Annotated in this window: 13 protein-coding genes; 2 read left to right on the top strand and 11 right to left on the bottom strand. The window is 65.6% G+C overall.

The features are described 5' to 3' along the window. The 3 genes from VIR62_RS04200 to VIR62_RS04190 all read right to left on the bottom strand — a co-directional run. The coding region (locus tag VIR62_RS04200) for a TetR/AcrR family transcriptional regulator (RefSeq protein ID WP_431868959.1) at window positions 1-627 on the bottom strand (627 nt) is incomplete at its 3' end. A 38-nt stretch (window positions 628-665) separates the two neighbouring features. After that, window positions 666-1889: a class A beta-lactamase gene (gene bla / locus VIR62_RS04195; protein ID WP_431868958.1), complete on the bottom strand. Its 1224-nt coding sequence runs from the start codon at window positions 1887-1889 to the stop codon at window positions 666-668. A gap of 141 nt (window positions 1890-2030) precedes the next feature. After that, window positions 2031-4487, bottom strand: coding sequence for a zinc-dependent metalloprotease (locus VIR62_RS04190; RefSeq protein ID WP_431868956.1), 2457 nt, complete (start codon window positions 4485-4487; stop codon window positions 2031-2033). A 160-nt stretch (window positions 4488-4647) separates the two neighbouring features. On the opposite strand from VIR62_RS04190, the gene VIR62_RS04185 reads away from it, so the two are divergent. Continuing rightward, a complete protein-coding gene (locus VIR62_RS04185; RefSeq protein WP_431868954.1) occupies window positions 4648-6795 on the top strand; it encodes a TonB-dependent receptor in 2148 nt (715 codons plus the stop codon). A 113-nt stretch (window positions 6796-6908) separates the two neighbouring features. On the opposite strand, the gene VIR62_RS04180 is transcribed toward VIR62_RS04185, so the two are convergent. From VIR62_RS04180 to VIR62_RS04150, 7 genes are all read right to left on the bottom strand, one after another. Continuing rightward, window positions 6909-7535: a glutathione binding-like protein gene (locus tag VIR62_RS04180; RefSeq protein ID WP_431868952.1), complete on the bottom strand. Its 627-nt coding sequence runs from the start codon at window positions 7533-7535 to the stop codon at window positions 6909-6911. A 79-nt stretch (window positions 7536-7614) separates the two neighbouring features. Then, window positions 7615-8496 (bottom strand): alpha/beta fold hydrolase, encoded by an 882-nt coding sequence (locus VIR62_RS04175; RefSeq protein WP_431868950.1) that lies wholly within the window; start codon window positions 8494-8496, stop codon window positions 7615-7617. A 441-nt stretch (window positions 8497-8937) separates the two neighbouring features. Further along, on the bottom strand, window positions 8938-13206 hold the full coding sequence (rpoC, locus tag VIR62_RS04170; protein ID WP_431868948.1) for a DNA-directed RNA polymerase subunit beta': 4269 nt from the start codon (window positions 13204-13206) through the stop codon (window positions 8938-8940). A 159-nt stretch (window positions 13207-13365) separates the two neighbouring features. After that, window positions 13366-17529: a DNA-directed RNA polymerase subunit beta gene (gene rpoB, locus VIR62_RS04165; protein WP_431868947.1), complete on the bottom strand. Its 4164-nt coding sequence runs from the start codon at window positions 17527-17529 to the stop codon at window positions 13366-13368. A gap of 262 nt (window positions 17530-17791) precedes the next feature. After that, window positions 17792-19000: a sensor histidine kinase gene (locus VIR62_RS04160; RefSeq protein ID WP_431868945.1), complete on the bottom strand. Its 1209-nt coding sequence runs from the start codon at window positions 18998-19000 to the stop codon at window positions 17792-17794. Between the two features lie 84 nt (window positions 19001-19084). Continuing rightward, entirely contained in the window at window positions 19085-19681 is a 597-nt protein-coding gene (locus tag VIR62_RS04155; protein WP_431868943.1) for a peptidylprolyl isomerase, read from the bottom strand. Between the two features lie 71 nt (window positions 19682-19752). Beyond that, the gene (locus VIR62_RS04150) at window positions 19753-20184 is read right to left on the bottom strand and encodes a hypothetical protein (protein ID WP_431868941.1); all 432 of its coding nucleotides are present in this window, start codon (window positions 20182-20184) and stop codon (window positions 19753-19755) included. A gap of 31 nt (window positions 20185-20215) precedes the next feature. Between VIR62_RS04150 and VIR62_RS04145 the strand changes: the two genes are divergently transcribed. Further along, window positions 20216-20485, top strand: a complete 270-nt coding sequence (locus VIR62_RS04145) for a hypothetical protein (protein WP_431868940.1) — start codon at window positions 20216-20218, stop codon at window positions 20483-20485. A gap of 83 nt (window positions 20486-20568) precedes the next feature. Here the strand turns inward: VIR62_RS04145 and rplL are convergent. Then, window positions 20569-20795 (bottom strand): 50S ribosomal protein L7/L12 (gene rplL, locus VIR62_RS04140; RefSeq protein WP_431868938.1); only part of this gene is annotated, 227 nt, incomplete at its 5' end.

The following is a 20795-nucleotide window of genomic DNA, read 5'->3' as shown; positions in this document are numbered from 1 at the left end:
AGGGTCGGATGAAACAGGCCCTCCCCTGGCCCCTCCCGCGAGCGGGAGGGGAGAATCGAGCCCATTCAGCATCATGTCCACCGCCAGGTCCGCCAACTCTTCCGCCGACACCGCGCCCCCCGGCCTGAACCAGGTGTGCGTCCAGTTGATCATGCCGAAGAAGAGCATCGTGAGCGGCAAGGCCGCCGCTCCCGCATCGGGCCGGATCGCCTCCACGAGATTTTCAACCACCGCGATGATACGCCGCTGCTTGCGCACCACCTCGGCGCGGCGCTCGCTCGGCAGATTGTCGAGCTCGTTCAGCAGCACCTTGTGATGGTCCTGCGCGCCTTCGTAGAGGCGCATGAAGGCGAGCGCGAGGGCCCGAAGGCGCCCCCGGGCATCGCCGGAACGCATCACGTCGTCGGCGGCGTCCACCAGCGCCTCCAGATGCGCCGCCATCACTTCGTAGAGAATATCCTCTTTCGACGGGAAGTAATGGTAAACCAATGATTTCGAGGTCTGGCACGCCTTGGCGAGATCGGCCACCGACGCGCCCTGGAAACCCCGCCGCGCGAACAGGCCCGCCGCCGTCGCCACGATCGCCTCGCGTCGCTTGTCGTAATCGGGGGACTGGGGCCTAGCCATCGCCGCACCTTATGGCAGGCGGTGGCGGCTAGGCCAGATTATTTGCTGCCGCCGGCGCGGTACACCTTGCCGCCCTCGCGCTCGCCGACGGCGATCGTGTAGCCTTGCAGGTTCTCGTGATAGTCGATGATCGCGCGGACCGTGTCCTGCATCGTCCGCATCCGCTGGATGTTGGGCGCGGACGTGCGGCGAATCAGCACGGCCACGGAATAGCTGTGCCCGCTGGGCGAGGTGACGATGCCGATGTCGTTATAGCCGGCCTGCTCGCCGTTGAAGACCTGGCCGGTGCCGGTCTTGTGGGCGAGCGACCAGCCACCGATGAGGCCGCCCTTGAGCCGCGTCGGGCCGGTGCGCGTGTTGGACATGGTGTTGAGCAGCCGCTGCGTCGACGCTGGCGAAAGCAGCTCGCCCTTCTTGAGCCGCGCCAGCGCGTCGACGATACCAAGCGGCGTCGCGCCGTCCATCGGGTCAGCGATATAGCTTTCGAAGGCAGCGCGACGGACGCGTTCGGGCACCGCGCGACGGGCGGCGAAGAAGGCATTGCCGATCGAATAGGAAGATTTCCAGTCGAGCCCGGCGATCGCGCACTGGAGCAGCCGCTCGCCAGGGCCAAAGCGGATGCCCTCGATCTTCATGCGATCGAGATAGGCGCGCACGGCCTCCGGGCCGCCCGATTTCCAGAGCAGGAAATCGTTGGCGGTATTGTCGCTCTGCGTGATCGCGCGGTGGAGAAGATCGCCGAGCGTCGTCGAGAAACCGCCATTCAACACCATAGACCGGATCGGCTGATGGAAGAGGGTGAGGTCGTCGCGGCGCACGGTCACCGGCGCTTGCAGGCTGAGCTGGCCCTTGTCCGCCTCGGCCAGCGCGGTCAGCGCGACCCAGAATTTGCTGACGCTTTGCTGTGGAAAATAGGTGGTGCCGTCATAATGGCTGGTCCAGCCTGTCTGGATGTCCCTTACGGCGATGCCGATATCGCCGTTGAAGGACCGGCCGAGCTGTTCGATGCGCGCGTCGAGGATACGTTGCGCGGTCAGCACCGTTGCCGGCACGGCCGGCGCGGGCGCACGCCGGGGCGGTGGCGCATAGGTTTGCGTCGAAACAGCGGCGGCGCGGACGCGCGGTGTCGCCGCGACTTCGGCGGAGCGGGCCTGGGGGATGCAGGCGGCGAGCAGGGCGGAAACGGAGAGCGCGGCGAAGAAGGCGGTCTTGGTGCTCTTGTGAAGCGTCCGACGCGTCCTGGCCTGCTTTCCGAATGTCATCCGATCCCCTCCCTCGGCGCAGAGTAACGCCTTACGTTTGAAGGGATTCATCATAGCCAAACAGTGTTAACTGTCAGCTGAATAGCGGGAGATAGAGACGAATCGTTCACCACGTGCGCCGAGCTGAATCGGCTGCGGGAACTAATTGCCAAGCCAGTCGCCGCTCGCTCCGCCGATCGGCATGCCCGGCGGGATCTTCGGCTCGCGCTTTTCATCGGCCAGAACCTTCTCGAGCGCCTCGCGGTCTCGCAGCAGCCGAGCCAGCCCGCGGCCCCATTGGCGGGTGTCCTCATCCCCGGTCTCGGTCCTGGCCAGCCGCGCCGCGAGCCCGTGCAGGCGGTCGTCCAGTTGCAGGGCGAGCGTGGGGGAAAGATCGGGGTCGCGCTGAAGGCGCGCGAGTTCCAATATTGTCGTCGTGGCGACGCGCCGCTGCACCGCCGCTTCGCCGGCGCCGCTCGCGTCCGATGGGAGGACCGCCGCGAGCAGTCCATCCACCAGTTCTTCCGGCCCGAGCATGCCGTCGTCGAGGCGATCTTGCTGGGCCAGGCGGTTCAGACGCTCCGGCTCCAGCAGCGTGTCGAGGGTGACCGCGGCGGCGACTTCGGCCGCGACCATCGCATCGAACACCGGCCCGCCGGCCGTGTCGAATATCTCGATATCATATTGCCGGTCGTTGCTGCCGGACCAGCCGGAGGAGAGGAGGGGGATCAGCCCCTCCGGAACCGTCAAAGCCTCCGGCGAGAGCGTCGCCAGCAGCGCATCGAATGCGCGCCGCTGCGCCTCGGCCGGCACCGGTCGCGAAATTTCCAGTCCGTCCCCCCGCAGGGAATAAGAGAAGTCGACGCCGCCGACGAGCTTCGCCGCCGCCTCCACCTGGTAGCGGTGGAGCAGCCAGATCGGCACGAACTTGCGCCTGAGATTGGCGACCGGCTCGCCGGCCGAAAGCGCGCCCAGGCCGAAATGGTCGACGGCGGCGCGTCGCACGGCGATCATCCGTTCCAGCTCGGCGGCCGGATCGGCGAAATCGTCCCACAGGCTTCCGTTCGGCTGCGCGGCGTCCAGCGGACGCGCGTCGCCATCGGCGACAAAGCGCAGCCCTTCGGCAACCCCGGCGGCCGCCTTCGCATCGGCTTCCGCCTTGCTGTCGCTGCCATAGAGCCAGTCGACGGCGAACAGGTCCCATCGGCCGAGACCCGCGCCGTAAGCGTCGGCGAGGTCCGGCATGCCGTTCGCCAGGGTCACGCGCGGCCCGGGATAGTCCATCACCGAATAGCGGCCCTGCGTGCTCGCCGCGAAATTGTGCGAGAGGCCGAGGGCGTGGCCGACCTCGTGCGCGGCGAGCTGTCGGATGCGGGCGAGGGCGGCGGTGATCGGATCGTTGGGGCCGCCGGTACCGACTTTGTCGGCGCCGACCAGGCCTTCGAAGATCAGCATGTCCTGCCGCACGCGGAGCGAGCCCAGCAGCACGTTGCCCTTGATGATCTCGCCGGTCCGCGGATCCTCGATCGCCTGGCCGTAGGACCAGCCGCGCGTCGCCCGATTGACCCAGTTGACGACATTGTATCGCGCGTCGAGCGGATCGACGCCTTCGGGCAGTATCTCCACACGATAGGCGTCGATGAATCCCGACGCCTCGAACGCCTGCTTCCACCAGCTCGCGCCCTCCAGCAGGGCGGTGCGGATCGGCTCCGGCGCCGAGCGGTCGATATAGAAGACGATCGGCTCTTTCACGCGCGAGCTGGGTGCGGCCGGATCGACCTTTTCGAGGCGGAAGCGGTTGACCAGCTCCTGCACGATCGGCCGGCCGAGCGGCGCCGAATAATCGAGCACCTGGGTCGCGAAGCTTCCGGTGCGCGGATCGAAGGGGCGGGTCCGGTATCCCGGCTCCGGCAGCTTCACCAGCGAATGGCGGACGATGAAGCTGAGGTGGCCGGCCGCGGGCGCGATGTTGTTCACCTCCGCGCCGGGGTCGGTCGAAACGAAGGTCTGCCGCGCCTCCATCTCGATATTCTCGGGGAACACCTTCACCGAATTGGGATCGGCGACGGTGAGCTCGGGGTCGAGCTTGAACTCCTTCTCCACGCTGTCCTTCAGCGCCTTGGCGATGCCGATGACGTCGCGGGTGAGGAAGCTCGAGACGTCGACGAGCAGGCGTCCGTCGGCGGTCTCCGCGGCGATGTCGCCCATCCAGACCGTCGAATAGGCGAAGCTGTCGCGCGCCGCCGCCTGCTCGGCTTCGGTGCCGCCGGAGGCGCGGAAGCGAGGATTTTCGATCTCCGCCACCATCTTCTTGCCGACCCGGCGGAAGACGAGCAGCTCGGACCCGCCGCTCGCGGCCCGGTCGAGCCCGACGGGTGCCGACCCAAGCCCGGTCTTCAGCGCCGTCACATAAAGATAGCGGCCGGAAATACCCGCCTCGTCCGGGGCGGGAAGCGAGAGGAGGATTCGGCCTTCCTTCCTGTCGACATGGACCGGCAACAGACCCGTCTCGGCAGTTGTCCCTTTCAGCACGGGCGCTGCCGGTTCGGCCGCCAGCGCGGTGGTCGACACGCTGCTCAGCAGCAGGAGTGACAGGCAGGCGGCGGTCGTCGGTCTCATAAAATTCCCCCTCTTTGAACGCAGGCCTAGGCAGCCCTGTCGCCACTGTCGAGCGGTGAACCGTGTCCTGAGGACGACAGGCCCGTCAAGGCGCGGGCAACACGGTATTGATACAATGTAACGTCTCTTCTAAGCGGGCTGGGCATTCCGGAGATTCTAGATGGTAAAGTTCGCGTTCCTGCTCGCATCCACCGCTCTCGTCGCCATGCCGGCCGCGGCCCAACCGACGGAGCCGCCGGGGGAAATTGTGACGGGCGCGCAAGCGGCGGCGCAGGTCGACCATCTCCACGACGAGGAATCATCGGCGATCGTCGTCACCGGCCATGCCCCTGGCGACCTCGACATATTGGCGGGCAAGTCGGTGCTCTCGGGCGCGGACCTGGTTCGGAACCTGAAGCCGCAGATCGGCGACACGCTCGCCGGCTTGCCGGGCGTCTCCGCCACGTCCTTCAGCCCCGGCGCGTCCCGGCCCGTGCTGCGCGGCTTTCAGGGCGACCGTGTCCGCGTGCTCACGGACGGCATCGGCGCGATCGACGTCTCCAACACCTCGGCCGATCATGCCGTCACCATCGATCCGCTGACGGCGGAGCGGATCGAGGTGCTGCATGGCCCCGCCGTGCTTCTGTTCGGCAGCCAGGCGATCGGCGGCGCGGTCAACGTCATGGACCGGCGCATACCCCGCCGCGTGCCGGACGAACCGGTCCATATCGAGGGCATCGCCACCTACGGCTCGGCGGCAGACGAGCGCAGCGTCGGCGCCGCCGTCGACGTGCCGCTCACCGACAGCCTCGTCGCCCATCTCGACGGCAGCTATCGCAACACCGACGATCTGGAGGTGGGCGGCTTCGTTCTCGCGCCCGAGCTTCGCGCCGAGCAACTGGAGATCGCCGCCGAGGAAGAGGCGGAAGGCCATGCCGAGGAAGCCGCCGACGCGCGCGCTCTCGCCAACCTCAAGGGCCGCATTCCCAATTCGGCGACCGAGACCAAGACGTTGGGCGCGGGCATCGCGCTCATCCGCGACGGGGGCAATCTCGGCCTTTCCGTCAGTTATTTCGATAGTGCCTATGGCGTCCCCACCCGGCCCGGCGTCGAGCATCACCATGAGGAGGGCGGCGCCGAGGAAGAAGGCCATGGCGACGTGCCGGTCAGCATCGGCCTCGAGCAGCTTCGCGCGGACCTTCGCGGCGAGATCGAGGCCGGCGGCGACTTCATCGACAAGATCCGCATCCGCCTCGCCGCCGCCGATTACGAACATACCGAATTCGAAGGCGAGGAGGTGGGCACCACCTTCAAGACCAACGGCATGGAAGGGCGCTTCGAGCTGGTCCAGGCCGATCGCGGCGGCTGGCACGGCGTCACCGGTGTCCAATATTTCACCCGGGATTTCGAGGCGATCGGCGCGGAAGCCTTCGTTCCGCCCAATGAATCGAGCCAGCTCGGCCTGTTCACGCTCCAGGAGATGCATCTCGGCGCGCTCGGCCTCGAAGCGGCGGGTCGTTTCGAGAAGAGCGACGTCAACGCCACGACCCTCGGCTTCGATCGAAGCTTTAATGCCTATTCGGCGGCGATCGGCGCGTCCTATGACGTGAACGAGCGGGTCAAGGTCGGCGTCAATGGTTCCCGCGCCGAGCGCGCGCCGTCGGCCGAGGAGCTCTTCTCCAACGGCCCCCACATCGCGACCCAGGCTTTCGAAGTCGGCAATCCCGATCTGGCGAAGGAAAAGAGCTGGGGCGCCGAAGCCTATGTCCGCGCCGAAACGCCCGACTACAAGCTCAGCGCCACCGTCTTCGCCAATTGGTTCGACGACTATATCTTCCAGACCGCGACCGGCGAGGAGCGCGACGAGCTGCCCGTCTTCCAGTATTTCCAGCGCGACGCCCGCTATTACGGCTTCGAGCTGGAAGGCTCGGCCAAGCTGTTCGAAATGGGCGGCTTCACCTTCAACGGCGATGTCGTCGCGGACTATGTCAACGCGACCATCAAGGAGGGCGGCCCCGTGCCCCGCATCCCGCCACTCCGCGTCCTCGGCGGGCTGGAAGCCCAGTCCGACAGTATCGACGGCCGGGTCGAGGTCGAATGGTCCGACGCCCAGGAGCGGGTCGCTGCCTTCGAGACGCCGACCGACAGCCACACCCTGGTCAACGCCTCGGTTGCCTGGCGCCCGTGGGGCCGCGAAAACCCGACCTCGCTCATCTTGTCGGCGAACAACATCTTCGACGTCGACGCCCGCCGCCACGCGTCCTTCACCAAGGATTTCGTGCCGCTAGCCGGCCGCGACATCCGCCTCAGCGCCCGGGTGAGTTTCTAGGGCGGTAAGCGACCCGGGGCACCCGTCCTCGCCTTCACTTTCGGCCACGTGTCCGACGGAGTGGCGAGGTAGGCGACGCGCGGTACCGGATCAGGCGGGGGTTCCTGTTGGGGTCATCCAACAGGCTCGGACGCCAGGTGGATAACCGGTGTCTCTTCGTCCAACGCCTCTTCGGCCAGCGCCTGACGCACCGTTTTTCTCTCCCGGACCCGCTCGAAATAGCCGAGCAGGTGGGATGAGAGTCGCACGCCGAATGCCTTTGCCCAGCGCAGGATGACGAAAAGATAGGCGTCCGCCACGGTAAAGCGAGGGCCGAACAGATAGGGTTCGAGCATCTGCTTTTCGAGGAATTCGAGACGCTCGGCGACCGTTTCGCGGGCCTTGGCGTTTTCGATCTCGCTCGCGTCGTGCCACAAGGGCTTGAAGGCCACATGCAGCTCGGACGAGAGATAGGCCAACATCTCGATCAATCGCGTGCGGCTCAGTGGACCTCCTGGCCCAAGTCTCGGTTCCCGATCGGCAATCAACTCCAGGATCGCGACATTTTCAGTGATCGCGGCCCCGTCGTCGAGCACGAGCATGGGCACATAGCCCTTGGGATTGATCGCCCTGAAATCGTGTCCATGCTCCGTGATCTTCGTCTTGAGGTCGACCCTCTCGAAATCGGCCGCAAGCCCGGCTTCATGGAGCGAAATCCGGCTTGCAAGGCTGCAGGCGCCCGGCGCGTAGTAGAGTTTCATCGATTTGCTCCTGTTGTATAAGGTCATCCAATAACGGCACTTTCGCGGGCCGGTCGGGCGACCGGCCCGCCCCTCACGTTCACGCCATCACGGGCGTGGCAACGACTGTCGGCTGATTCGCTTCCACTTCTTCCCGGCGAATGAAGGCCAGTATGTCGGCGTTCACGATCTCGGGATGGGTCTGGCACAGGCCGTGCGGCAGGTCCTTGTAGGTCTTGAGCGTGCCGTTCTTCAGGAGCTTGACCGTCAGCGGCGCCGAATCCGCATAGGGCACGATCTGGTCGTCTTCGCTGTGGATGACCAGCACCGGTACGTCGATCGCCTTCAAATCCTCGGTGAAGTCGGTTTCGGAGAAGGCCTTGATGCACTCGTAACCGGCCTTGGCGCTCCCCATCATGGCCTGCCGCCACCAATTGCGGATCAGGCCTTCCGACACCTTCGCGCCGGGCCGGTTGAAGCCGTAGAACGGACCGGTCGGGATATCGAGATACAGTTGCGCGCGGTTGGCGGCGAGCGCGGCACGGTATCCGTCGAACACCTCGATCGGCGTGCCGCCCGGGTTCGAATCCTTCCTGACCATGACGGGTGGCACCGCGTCGATCAGCACGGCTTTCGAAACCCGTCCCGGCTGAGCGCGGGCGACATAGTGCGCGACCTCACCGCCGCCGGTCGAATGGCCGATGTGGATCGCGCCCCGCAGATCGAGCGACGCGACCAGTTCGGCGACGTCGGACGCGTAGGTGTCCATCTCATTGCCTTCGCTGGGCTGGCTCGACCGGCCGTGACCGCGCCGGTCGTGCGCGATCACGCGAAAGCCCTGCCCGAGGAAGAAGAGCATCTGGTTGTCCCAATCATCGGCGCTCAATGGCCAGCCGTGATGGAACACGATTGCCTGGGCGTCTTTCGGACCCCAGTCCTTGTAGAAGATATGGGTGCTGTCCTGGGTGGTGATGTAGGTCATGGGGATGTGATCCCTTGCCAGGTTGCCGGCCGGCAGGACCGGAGCTGGTCTCGTGAGGGCCGCAGGCGGGCTGTACGCTGTCCGTCGAACGGCATCCGACTCGGTCGCGGGACAGGGGCCAGATAGCATTTTACCCGTCGCTGGTCACGGCAGGGTCATCTGAAATTCCCGCGGTTCCCCGATCCCGCCGGACGTTGGAGCCGCCCGGTTTTTGGAGCCTGATATGGTTACGCTGATTCTCCTCTCGCCATTCCCGCAAAAGCGGGAATCCCGCTTTTCGCGGGGGTGACGAAGAAGGGTCAAACCCGAACTCATCATCCTCTAGGCGGCCGGAACGGCGGTCACCGCACTCATGGCCATTCCGAGCCCATCCCGGCGCACGCAAAAAGCCCCGCCGGAGGGTCGCTCCGGCGGGGCCTTCATGTCGGCTCTGACTGACGCTTAGTCCTGCAGATACTCGCCCGCGTCCGCGTCGGTGCCGTGGCCTTCCGACGCGACCGAGGCGAGGGGATCGTCGCCGATCGCCGCCTCGGGGCCCTGGGCGAGCTCCGCCTTGTGCTCTTCGGCCGCCGTGTTGGCGAGGATGAGCGCCTCCTGGAGCTTCTTATGCTGTGCCCGGAGCGCGGCGTCGCGGCTGGAGGCGGCGATGCGCGCCCGGTTCATGGCAGCGCCGGTGCCCGCCGGGATGAGGCGGCCGACGATGACATTCTCCTTGAGGCCGTCGAGCGTGTCGATCTTGCCCTGCACGGACGCCTCGGTCAGCACCCGGGTCGTCTCCTGGAAGGAGGCGGCCGAGATGAAGCTGCGGGTCTGCAGGCTCGCCTTGGTGATGCCCAGGAGCACCGGCTTGCCTTCCGCCTTCTTCTGCTTGCCCGTCAGCTTGGCGTTGATCTCGTTCATCTCCTGCAGATCGATCTGCTCGCCGACGAGAAGCGTGGTGTCGCCGCTCTCGGTGATCTCGACCTTCTGCAGCATCTGGCGAACGATCACCTCGATGTGCTTGTCGTTGATCTTCACGCCCTGCAGTCGATAGACCTCCTGAATCTCGCTGACGAGATATTCGGCCAGCGCCTCGACGCCGAGCACCTCCAGGATGTCGTGCGGATCTGGTGAGCCGCCGATCAGATTGTCGCCGCGCTTCACGAAGTCGCCTTCCTGCACGTCGATGACCTTGGACTTGGGCACCAGATACTCGACCAGTTCGCCGCCGTCCTCGGGCTGGATGCCGATCTTGCGCTTGGCCTTATAGTCCTTGCCGAAGACGACACGGCCCGAGACCTTGGCGATGATCGCATTCTCCTTGGGCTTCCTCGCCTCGAACAGCTCCGCCACCCGCGGCAGACCGCCGGTGATGTCGCGGGTCTTGGCCGCCTCGCGGGAGACGCGGGCGAGCACCTCGCCGGCCTGGACGACCTGGCCGTCCTCCACCGAAAGCGTCGCCCCTTGCGTCAGCATGTAGCGCGCCGCCTCGCCGCTATTCTCGTCGAGCAGGGTCAGGCGCGGACGCAGATCCTCCTTGGAGCGGGCCGAGCCGCGGAACTCCGTGACGACGCGCTGGGCGATGCCCGTCGCTTCGTCGACCTGTTCGGTGAGCGTCTTGCCCTCGACCAGGTCCTGGAACTTCACGGTGCCGCCCTTCTCGGTGATGACCGGCATCATGAACGGATCCCACTCGGCCATCCGCTCGCCCTTGTTGACGACATGTCCGTCGTCGAACATCAGATGGGCGCCATAGGGGATGCGGTGCACCGCCCGCTCGCGCCCGTCCATGTCGACGATCGCCAGCTCGCCGTTGCGGGCCATCGCCACGCGTCGGCCGCGCGCGTCCATGATCGTCGGCAGGTCGCGGAACTCGATCTTGCCGTCCGAAGAGGCTTCGAGGTTCGAGGTTTCGTTGAGCTGCGCGGCGCCGCCGATGTGGAAGGTCCGCATGGTGAGCTGCGTGCCCGGCTCGCCGATCGACTGCGCCGCGATGACGCCGACCGCTTCGCCGATATTGACCGGCGTTCCGCGGGCGAGGTCGCGTCCGTAGCATTTGCCGCAGACGCCGTGCTCGCTCTCGCAGACCAGCGGCGAGCGGATCTTGACCGCCTGGATGCCCATCTCGTCGATGCGCAGCGCCGCGGCCTCGTCGATCAGCTCGCCTTCCTTGGCCAGCACGTCGCCGGTCTTGTCGTCGACGATGTCCTCGGCCGGGGTGCGGCCCAGGATGCGTTCGCCGAGCGACGCGATGACGGCGCCGCCCTGGATGATCGCCTTCATGTCGAGCGCGTTCTCGGTCTTGCAGTCCTCCTCGACGATGACGCAGTCCTGCGACACGTCGACGAGGCGCCGGGTCAGATAGCCCGAGTTCGCCGTCTTGAGCGCCGTGTCCGCCAGGCCCTTGCGGGCGCCGTGGGTCGAGTTGAAATATTCAAGGACGGTGAGGCCTTCCTTGAAGTTCGAGATGATCGGCGTTTCGATGATCTCGCCCGACGGCTTGGCCATCAGGCCGCGCATGCCGGCGAGCTGCTTCATCTGGGCCTGCGAACCGCGAGCGCCCGAATGCGCCATCATGTAGATGGAGTTGATCGGGGCCATGCGGCCGTCCTTGTCCTTCGGCTGCGCCTTGATCTTGTCCATCATGGCGTTCGCCACCTGGTCGCCGCAGCGGCTCCAGGCGTCGATCACCTTGTTGTACTTTTCCTGCTGGGTGATGAGGCCGTCCTGATACTGCTGCTCGTAATCCTTGACGAGCGAGCGGGTGTCTTCGACCAGACCCACCTTCTCATGCGGGATGATCATGTCGTCCTTGCCGAAGCTGATGCCGGCCTGGAAGGCGTGGCGGAAGCCCAGCCCCATGATCGCGTCGGCGAAGAGCACCGTCTCCTTCTGGCCGGTGTGGCGATAGACGACGTCGATGACGTCCGCGATCTCCTTCTTGGTGAGGAGGCGGTTGACGGTCTCGAACGGCACCTTGTGGCTCTTCGGGAGCGTCTCGCCGAGCAGCATGCGGCCCGGCGTCGTCTCGAAGCGCTTCATATACTGGTTGCCGTCCTCGTCCGTTTGCGGGACGCGGCTGACGATCTTCGAGTGCAGGGTCACGGCCTTGGCGTTGAGCGCCTGATGGACCTCGCTCATGTCGGAAATCATCATGCCCTCGCCGGGCTCGCCCTCGCGCTCCATCGACAGATAGTAGAGGCCCAGCACCATGTCCTGCGAGGGCACGATGATCGGCTTGCCGTTGGCGGGCGAGAGGATGTTGTTGGTCGACATCATCAGGACGCGCGCTTCCAGCTGCGCTTCGAGCGACAGCGGGACGTGCACGGCCATCTGGTCGCCGTCGAAGTCGGCGTTGAAGGCGGCGCAGACGAGCGGGTGAAGCTGGATCGCCTTGCCCTCGATCAGCACCGGCTCGAACGCCTGGATGCCGAGGCGGTGGAGCGTCGGCGCGCGGTTGAGCAGCACCGGATGCTCGCGGATCACCTCATCCAGGATGTCCCAGACTTCCTTGCGCTCCTTCTCGACCCACTTCTTGGCCTGCTTCAGGGTCATGGAAAGACCCTTGGCGTCGAGCCGCGAGTAAATAAACGGCTTGAACAGCTCGAGCGCCATCTTCTTCGGCAGGCCGCACTGGTGGAGCTTCAGCTCCGGACCGGTGACGATGACCGAGCGGCCCGAATAGTCGACGCGCTTGCCGAGCAAATTCTGGCGGAAGCGGCCCTGCTTGCCCTTTAGCATGTCGGAGAGCGACTTCAGCGGACGCTTGTTGGCGCCGGTGATGGTGCGGCCGCGGCGGCCGTTGTCGAACAGGGCGTCGACCGATTCCTGCAGCATGCGCTTTTCGTTGCGCACGATGATGTCCGGCGCGCGCAGCTCCATGAGCCGCTTCAGGCGGTTGTTGCGGTTGATGACGCGGCGATAGAGGTCGTTCAAGTCCGACGTCGCGAAGCGGCCGCCGTCGAGCGGCACCAGCGGGCGCAGCTCGGGCGGGATCACCGGAACGACTTCCAGGATCATCCACTCGGGACGGTTGCCGGATTCCAGGAAGCTCTCGACGACCTTCAGCCGCTTGATGATCTTCTTGGGCTTCAGCTCCGACTTGGTCTCGGCCAGCTCCTTCAGGAGCTCTTCCTTCTCGCCTTCAAGGTCGAGATTCTCGAGCATGTGGCGGACCGCCTCGGCGCCGATGCCGGCGGAGAAGGCGTCCTCGCCATATTCGTCCTGGGCTTCGAGAAGCTCGTCCTCGGTCAGGAGCTGGAACTTCTCCAGCGGCGTGAGGCCCGGCTCGGTGACGATATAGGCTTCGAAATAGAGGACGCGCTCAAGCTGCTTCAGCTGCATGTCGAGCAGCAGGCCGATGCGCGACGGCAGCGACTTCAGGAACCAGATGTGGGCGACCGGCGCGGCCAGCTCGATATGGCCCATGCGCTCGCGGCGGACCTTGGAGACGGTCACTTCGACGCCGCACTTCTCGCAGACGATGCCCTTGTACTTCATGCGCTTGTACTTGCCGCACAGGCACTCGTAATCCTTGATCGGACCGAAGATGCGCGCGCAGAACAGGCCGTCGCGTTCCGGCTTGAACGTCCGGTAGTTGATGGTCTCGGGCTTCTTGATCTCGCCGAACGACCACGAGCGGATGCGCTCCGGCGAGGCGATCCCGATCTGGATCTGGTCGAACGTCTCCGGCTTGGCGACCGGGTTGGCGAAGTTGGTCAGTTCATTCATCGGGTGCGACCCTCTCTAAAAATTCTGCCCCTCTCCCATTTCGGGAGAGGGAGGGGCCCGCCGCTCGAAGAGCGGTGGGAGGGTGAGGGCAGTCATTTCCAGACCCTCACCCTGGCGCTTCGCGCCTGTCCCTCTCCCGTGAAGGGAGAGGGACTGTTACTACTCCGCCGCCAGCGCCGGCAGGCCGTCCTCGTCGGTCTCGGCCACCGAATTGAGCTCGACGTTGAGGCCCAGGGAGCGCATTTCCTTGACGAGAACGTTGAAGCTCTCCGGAATGCCGGCCTCGAACGTGTCGTCGCCCTTGACGATCGCCTCGTAGACCTTGGTGCGGCCGATGACGTCATCCGACTTCACCGTCAGCATTTCCTGCAAGGTGTAGGCGGCGCCGTAGGCCTGGAGCGCCCAGACCTCCATCTCGCCGAAACGCTGCCCGCCGAACTGCGCCTTGCCGCCGAGCGGCTGCTGGGTGACGAGGCTGTACGGGCCGATCGAGCGCGCGTGGATCTTGTCGTCCACCAGGTGGTGCAGCTTCAGCATGTAGATGTAGCCCACCGTCACCTTGCGGTCGAACTCGTCGCCGGTGCGGCCGTCATACAGCGTCACCTGGCCGCTCTCGTCGAGTCCGGCCTTGGCCAGCATCGCCGACACGTCCGCTTCGCGGGCGCCGTCGAACACCGGCGTGCCCATCGGCACCCCCCCGACCAGGTTGGACGCCAGCTCCATCATCTGGGCGTCGTCGCGGGCATCGATGTCGGCATGATAATGCTCGCCATAGATGTCCTTCAACTTGGCGCGGACCGCCTTGGCGTCACCGGAGGCGAGGTCCTTGCCCTTGTGATGGATTTCCTCGAGCATCGCGCCGATCTGCTTGCCGAGGCCGCGCGCGGCCCAGCCCAGATGCGTCTCGAAGATCTGGCCGACGTTCATGCGGCTCGGCACACCCAGCGGGTTGAGGACGATATCGGCATGCGTCCCGTCCTCGAGGAACGGCATGTCCTCGATCGGCAGGATGCGGCTGATGACGCCCTTGTTGCCGTGGCGGCCGGCCATCTTGTCGCCCGGCTGCAGCTTGCGCTTTACCGCGACGAACACCTTGACCATCTTGAGCACGCCCGGCGGCAGCTCGTCGCCCCGCTCCAGCTTCTCGATACGATCTTCCAGCTTGCCGCGGATCAGGGCCTCGGCGTCGTCATATTGCGACTTCACCGCCTCGAGGTCGGCCTGGACCTTGTCGTCCTTGACCGCGAACTTCCACCATTCGTGCTTCTCGACGCTGTCGAGCACCTCTTCGGTTATGTCGCTGCCTTTCTTGACGCCCTTGGGAGCCGCCGTCGCCGTCTGACCGAGCAGCATCTCCCTGAGGCGCGAATAGGTGGCGCGCTTCAGGATGGTGCGCTCGTCGTCGGCGTCCTTCCTGAGGCGGTCCTTCTCTTCGGTCTGGATGGCGCGGGTACGATCGTCGATGTCGATGCCGTGGCGGTTGAATACCCGGACCTCGACCACCGTGCCGGCCACGCCCGGGGGTAGGCGGAGCGAGGTGTCGCGGACGTCCGACGCCTTCTCGCCGAAGATGGCGCGGAGGAGCTTTTCCTCCGGCGTCATCGGGCTTTCGCCCTTCGGCGTGATCTTGCCGCACAGGATGTCGCCCGGCTCAACTTCGGCGCCGATATAGACGATGCCCGCCTCGTCGAGGTTGCGCAGCGCCTCCTCGCCGACGTTGGGGATGTCGCGGGTGATGTCTTCCGGCCCCAGCTTGGTGTCGCGAGCCATCACCTCGAACTCCTCGATGTGGATCGAGGTGAAGACGTCGTCCTTCACGATGCGTTCGGAGATGAGGATGGAATCCTCATAATTGTAGCCGTTCCAGGGCATGAACGCGACTAGCACGTTGCGCCCCAGCGCCAGCTCGCCGAACTCGGTCGACGGGCCGTCGGCGATGACGTCGCCCTCGCTCACCACGTCGCCCACCTTCACCAGCGGACGCTGGTTGATGCAGGTGTTCTGGTTCGAGCGCTGGAACTTCATCAGCGTGTAGATGTCGACGCCCGACTTGCCGGCCTCGACCTCGCCCGTGGCGCGGACGACGATACGGGTCGCGTCGACCTGGTCGACGATGCCCGAGCGGCGGGCGGCGATGGCGGCGCCGGAATCGCGGGCGACCGTCTCCTCCATGCCGGTGCCGACGAACGGCGCCTCGGCGCGCACCAGCGGCACGGCCTGACGTTGCATGTTCGAGCCCATCAGCGCGCGGTTGGCGTCATCGTTTTCCAGGAACGGAATGAGCGAGGCCGCGACCGACACGAGCTGCTTGGGGCTGACGTCCATCAGCGTGATCTGATCGCGCACCGCCATCAGGAATTCGCCGGCCTGGCGGCTGGAGACGATTTCCTCGGCGAAGCTGCCGTCCTTGTTCAATTCGGCATTGGCCTGCGCGATGGTGTGCTTGGCCTCTTCCATCGCCGACAGATAGACGACATCGTCGGTTACCTTGTGGTCGACGACCTTGCGGTACGGCGTCTCGATGAAGCCGTATTTGTTGACCCGGCTGAAGCTGGCGAGCGAGTTGATCAGGCCGATGTTCGGCCCTTCCGGAGTCTCGATCGGGCAGATGCGGCCATAATGGGTCGGATGGACGTCGCGGACCTCGAAGCCGGCCCGTTCGCGAGTCAAACCGCCCGGCCCGAGCGCCGAGACGCGACGCTTGTGCGTCACTTCGGAGAGCGGGTTGGTCTGGTCCATGAACTGCGAGAGCTGCGATGAACCGAAGAACTCGCGCACCGCAGCCACGGCGGGCTTGGCGTTGATGAGGTCGTTCGGCATCACGGTCGACACGTCGACCGAGGACATGCGCTCCTTCACGGCACGCTCCATGCGGAGCAGGCCGACGCGATACTGGTTCTCCAGTAGCTCGCCGACCGAGCGGACGCGGCGGTTGCCGAGATTGTCGATGTCGTCGATCTCGCCCTTCCCGTCCTTGAGGCCGACGAGCGTCTTCACCACCGCCAGGATGTCTTCCTTGCGGAGCGTGGTGACGGTGTCCTCAACGTCGAGGTCGAGGCGCATGTTCAATTTGACGCGTCCGACGGCCGACAGGTCGTAGCGCTCCGGATCGAAGAACAGGCCGGCGAACAAAGCGTCGGCGGTCTCGCGGGTCGGCGGCTCGCCGGGGCGCATGACGCGATAGATGTCGGAAAGGGCCTGGTCGCGGTCTTCGGCCTTATCGGCCTTCAACGTGTTGCGCATCCAGGCGCCGGTGTTGACGTGGTCGATGTCGAGCAGGTCGATCCGGTCGATGCCGGCCTTGTCGAGCTTCTCTAGATTTTCCGGGCTCACCTCGTCGCCGGCCTCGATATAAATCTCGCCGGTCTTGTCGTTGACGAGGTCGTAGGCCGAATAGCGGCCAAAAATCTCCTCGGTCGGGATCAAGAGCTGCGTCAGGCCGTCCTTGGCGGCCTTGTTGGCGCCGCGCGGCGTGATCTTCTGGCCGGCGGGGAATACGACCTCGCCCGACTTGCCGTCGGCGACGTCGAAGGTCGGCTTCTGGCCGCGCCACTGCTCGGGCACGAACGGTATCTGCCAGCCATCCTTGCCGCGAACGAAGGTGACCTTGTTGTAGAACTCGCCGAGGATTTCCTCGCTCGACATGCCGAGCGCATGGAGCAGTGCCGTCACCGGCAGCTTGCGCTTGCGATCGATACGGACGTTGACGATGTCCTTGGCGTCGAACTCGAAGTCGAGCCACGAGCCGCGATAGGGGATGACGCGCGCGGCGAACAGGAACTTGCCCGAGGCGTGGGTCTTGCCGCGGTCATGGTCGAACAGCACACCCGGCGACCGGTGCATCTGGCTGACGATGACGCGCTCGGTGCCGTTGACGATGAACGTGCCGTTCTTCGTCATCAGCGGCATGTCGCCCATGTAGACGTCCTGCTCCTTGATATCGAGGACGGAGCGGGTTTCCGTATCGGGATCGACCTCGAACACGATGAGGCGCAAGGTCACGCGCATCGGCGCGGCATAGGTCATGCCCCGCTGGCGGCACTCGTCCGTGTCGTATTTGGGGTCTTCCAGCTCGTAATGGACGAAATCGAGCTCGGCGGTGCCGGCGAAATCGCGGATCGGGAACACGCTGCGCAGCGTCTTTTCCAGGCCCGACACATATCCGTCCTGCGGCCGCGAGCGGAGGAACTGCTCGTAACTGTCGCGCTGAACCTCGATCAGGTTCGGCATTTCGGAGACTTCGTGGATATTGCCGAAAATCTTGCGGATACGCTTGGACGCGGTGGAACGCTGTTCCGTCGCCGGAGCTGCCTTGGTCGCCATGTGGTTGTGTCGCCTCTTTCGCCTGCGTTCCCCGGCGAAGGCCGGGGCTCGGTTTTTTCTTTCGGACTGGGACCCCGGCCTTCGCCGGGGAACAGTCCGTTCGCCGCAAACGCAAAAAGCCGCGAGTCTCCTTCCTGGAAACCGCAGCTTCAGCGTCTAAGAAACCCCAGCCGATCAATGCGTTGGCCCCGCTGCGCGACTGCGAGACCTGTTCCGAAGGGCTGTGGTGAGGAGCGCTATTTAGGGTCGAAGAGGGCCAGCGTCAATGCCCGTCATCATCCGCGACCGCCAGCGGCAGCGTGACACGGAGGGAGGCACCGCCCGTTTTGCCGTTGGCGGCCGTTATCTTTCCGCCATGGGCCTCGACGATGGTGCGGCTGACGGGAAGGCCGATACCCATGCCGTCGGGCTTGGACGAGGCGTGGGAATCGAACAGGGTCTTCAGCCTTTCGGGCGGCAGGCCATGCCCGTTGTCGTCGACGCGAACGGTGACGGTCCCCTCCGCTAGCGATGTGGAGATCGCGATCTCCCGCCGGGCGAGTGGCTGAGCGGCTTCGGCGGCGTTCTTCACCAACGTGACGAGCACCTGCTGGATCTGGACCGGATCGACGCACACGAATGCCTCGTCGGCAAGCGCGTAGCGGACTTCGATGCCCGGACCGGCCCCGGCCAAAGCAAGCGGCACCGAATCCCGGACGAGTCCGTTGATACCGACCTTTTCCCGCCGCGCGTCGTCACCGCTCATCGCGCGCAGGCTGCGGATGACGTTGGCGGCCCGCTGGGCGCATTGCTCGATGGAATCGAGCCCGCGCTCCAGCATGAGCCTGTCCGGCTCCGGGCGGCTCAGCATTCGCCGGGCTCCCGCCACGAAATTGCCGATCGCGGCCAGCGGCTGGTTGAGCTCGTGCGCCAGGGTAGCGGCCATGGCGCCCATCGCGCTTCGCCGCGAGGCCTGCATCAGCTCGGCCTGGAGCGCGCGCACCTTCTCCTGCGCCGCCTTTTCCTCGGTTATGTCCTGCTTGGTGCCGAAGATGCGGACGGAACGGCCGTCTTCCTGCTCGACGTCGACGGTGAGGCGCAGCCAGCGCGGGTTGCCCTTCGCGGTGCGGACATGGATGTCGAGCGTGAAGCCCGTCCCGTCGCGAATGGCGGCGGCGCGCAGCCGCTCCATCTCCCGCCGTGATTCCTCTTCGTAAAGGTCGACGATCTCCGCCCGCGCCAGCGGCGAGCCGCGTGGAATCTCGAACAGGTCGTAGACGCCGTCGGTCCAGGTCAGCGCCTCGGTCGCGAGGTCGCATTCCCATACCCCGATCCTCGCCAGCGCCGAGGAGCGATCGTACATCTTCCGGTAATGGGCGATCGTTTCGGCCTGCTCGCGGATCAGCCGCGCCTGGCTGTCCAACGCGCAGGGCAAGTCGGCCACGGATTCCGCTGGCATCGCCTCGCGGTTCCGCGCCACACTCCTCGTCATTCGCTTCCCCTTCGCCCCGCGACCGTCGCTCGATTCTAGCGCCTTTCTCCTTGCTTGGCACTGGAGAAGATCAAGCGGTGGACGCTATTCTTCCCGCCGTGCGCGGATGATGCGGATGGGGTCGACGATCGACTGGCCGATCGTGGCCTCGGACCGGCCGCCGGGATGCGTCGGGGAGGCGAGTATCTTTCGGACCACGTCCATGCCTTCGACTACCTTGCCGAACGCGGCATAGCCGACATTGCCTTCGCGGGCGTCGAGATAGGAAGATTTGCCGATCGTGATGAAGAAGTCGCCCATCGCGGTTCCGGGGGCGTTGCGGGCCATCGAGACGGTGCCGTCGACATGGAGCAGCCCGGTCTGGCTGGTCGACTCGTGCGCGATGGGAAGGAGTGCCCCCACCACCCGGTGATTGATGCCGCCCTGGACAAGCCCATATTCGGGCGCCGCCTTGTTGCGCGCCGCCCGGTAGAAGGTCGTGCCGTCGAACTTCTTGCCCTCGACATAGGCGAGGAAGTTGCCGGCGGTGATCGGCGCCCGCTTCGTTTCCAATTCAATGACGATCGTCCCCGCGCTCGTTTCCAGCCGCACGCGGGGCAGCTCCGCGCTCGCGGCCGCGGCCGGCGACACGGAGAGGAAGGCAAGGAAAGCGAGCGCGACGGCAACAACAGGGCGAATCATCCGCCGTCGACTAGCGAACTCCAGTCGGGATCGAAAGTAGCCGCCTTGTCCGGGTCTCAGGCACCGATCTTTCAGAAATGGAGGCCGACATTGATCTGGCTCAGGCCGGCGATCCGGCCCTGATAGGCGATGCCCGCCGTCCATTGCCGCACGCGGTCGTCGGTTTGCCCCGAAAATTCGAAGTCGGGCCTGTCGACAGGGAGCCGTTCGTCGAAAGGAGCGTCGGGCAGCATCGCGCGATCGGAGCCTCCGTACCGGCGGCTCTGGGAGCGCCCTCGCACTGCCAGCCGGACCTCATGGGCCAGGCGCCCGCCGCCGACCTGCTTGGACAAGTCGATCTCGCGATACGCGATGGGCGCGGCCATTGGGACGGTCTCGAGGCCCGCCTGCTGTTCGGTGAGACGGTCGCGCCCGCGGCCAGCCCGGAGCTCGCCGCCCGCATCGGACGGGGCGCCGGGGCCGGGGAGATGCTGCGCTTCCCGCTTCTCCCGATTCCGACACATCGCAATGGCGCTCGTGGCTGGGGAAGCGGGCGTGCGATACCGCCCGCGTTGGCAGGACCGCAGGTTCGAGGATTACGACACGGTCATCGCCGCCGCCGAGGCGGGTCTCGGTGTCGCTCTTTTAAGGATGCCGCCTGCCGGCGCCTGGACGGAGCGCGGCCGGCTGGCGCGCATCGGTAATCGGGCCGAGGCGAATCCGGCGGCCCACTATCTGTGCACGCGCGCTCAGGAGCAGAGGGGGGTGGTGATCGCGCTGTCGGAGCGGCTGATCGCCGCCGCCGAAGCCTTTCGCCAAGGCTGACAGGCGCACGGAAAAAAGGGCAGATCCGTCTGGATCTGCCCTTCCTTGATCCGGATCCGGCCGAAACCGGAGCGGGGAAGAAGTTACTTCAGCTCGACGGTGCCGCCGGCTTCCTCGATCTTCTTCTTGATTTCCTCGGCCTCGGCCTTGTTCACGCCTTCCTTGACGGCCTTGGGAGCGCCTTCGACGAGCGCCTTGGCTTCGCCCAGGCCCAGGCCGGTGATGGCGCGGACTTCCTTGATCACGTTGATCTTCTTGCCACCGTCGCCGGTGAGGATCACGTCGAACTCGGTCTGCGCTTCTTCCGCAA

The organism is Allosphingosinicella sp. (assembly GCF_036570505.1).
Lineage (GTDB): Bacteria > Pseudomonadota > Alphaproteobacteria > Sphingomonadales > Sphingomonadaceae > Allosphingosinicella.
This window is presented reverse-complemented; position numbering and strand designations above follow the sequence as displayed.

Coding starts and splice junctions, on each gene's coding strand:
- bla (WP_431868958.1), bottom strand. CDS start 1,889: ATGACATTCGGAAAGCAGGCCAGGACGCGTCGGACGCTTCACAAGAGC.
- VIR62_RS04190 (WP_431868956.1), bottom strand. CDS start 4,487: ATGAGACCGACGACCGCCGCCTGCCTGTCACTCCTGCTGCTGAGCAGC.
- VIR62_RS04185 (WP_431868954.1), top strand. CDS start 4,648: ATGGTAAAGTTCGCGTTCCTGCTCGCATCCACCGCTCTCGTCGCCATG.
- VIR62_RS04180 (WP_431868952.1), bottom strand. CDS start 7,535: ATGAAACTCTACTACGCGCCGGGCGCCTGCAGCCTTGCAAGCCGGATT.
- VIR62_RS04175 (WP_431868950.1), bottom strand. CDS start 8,496: ATGACCTACATCACCACCCAGGACAGCACCCATATCTTCTACAAGGAC.
- rpoC (WP_431868948.1), bottom strand. CDS start 13,206: ATGAATGAACTGACCAACTTCGCCAACCCGGTCGCCAAGCCGGAGACG.
- rpoB (WP_431868947.1), bottom strand. CDS start 17,529: ATGGCGACCAAGGCAGCTCCGGCGACGGAACAGCGTTCCACCGCGTCC.
- VIR62_RS04160 (WP_431868945.1), bottom strand. CDS start 19,000: ATGACGAGGAGTGTGGCGCGGAACCGCGAGGCGATGCCAGCGGAATCC.
- VIR62_RS04155 (WP_431868943.1), bottom strand. CDS start 19,681: ATGATTCGCCCTGTTGTTGCCGTCGCGCTCGCTTTCCTTGCCTTCCTC.
- VIR62_RS04150 (WP_431868941.1), bottom strand. CDS start 20,184: ATGTGTCGGAATCGGGAGAAGCGGGAAGCGCAGCATCTCCCCGGCCCC.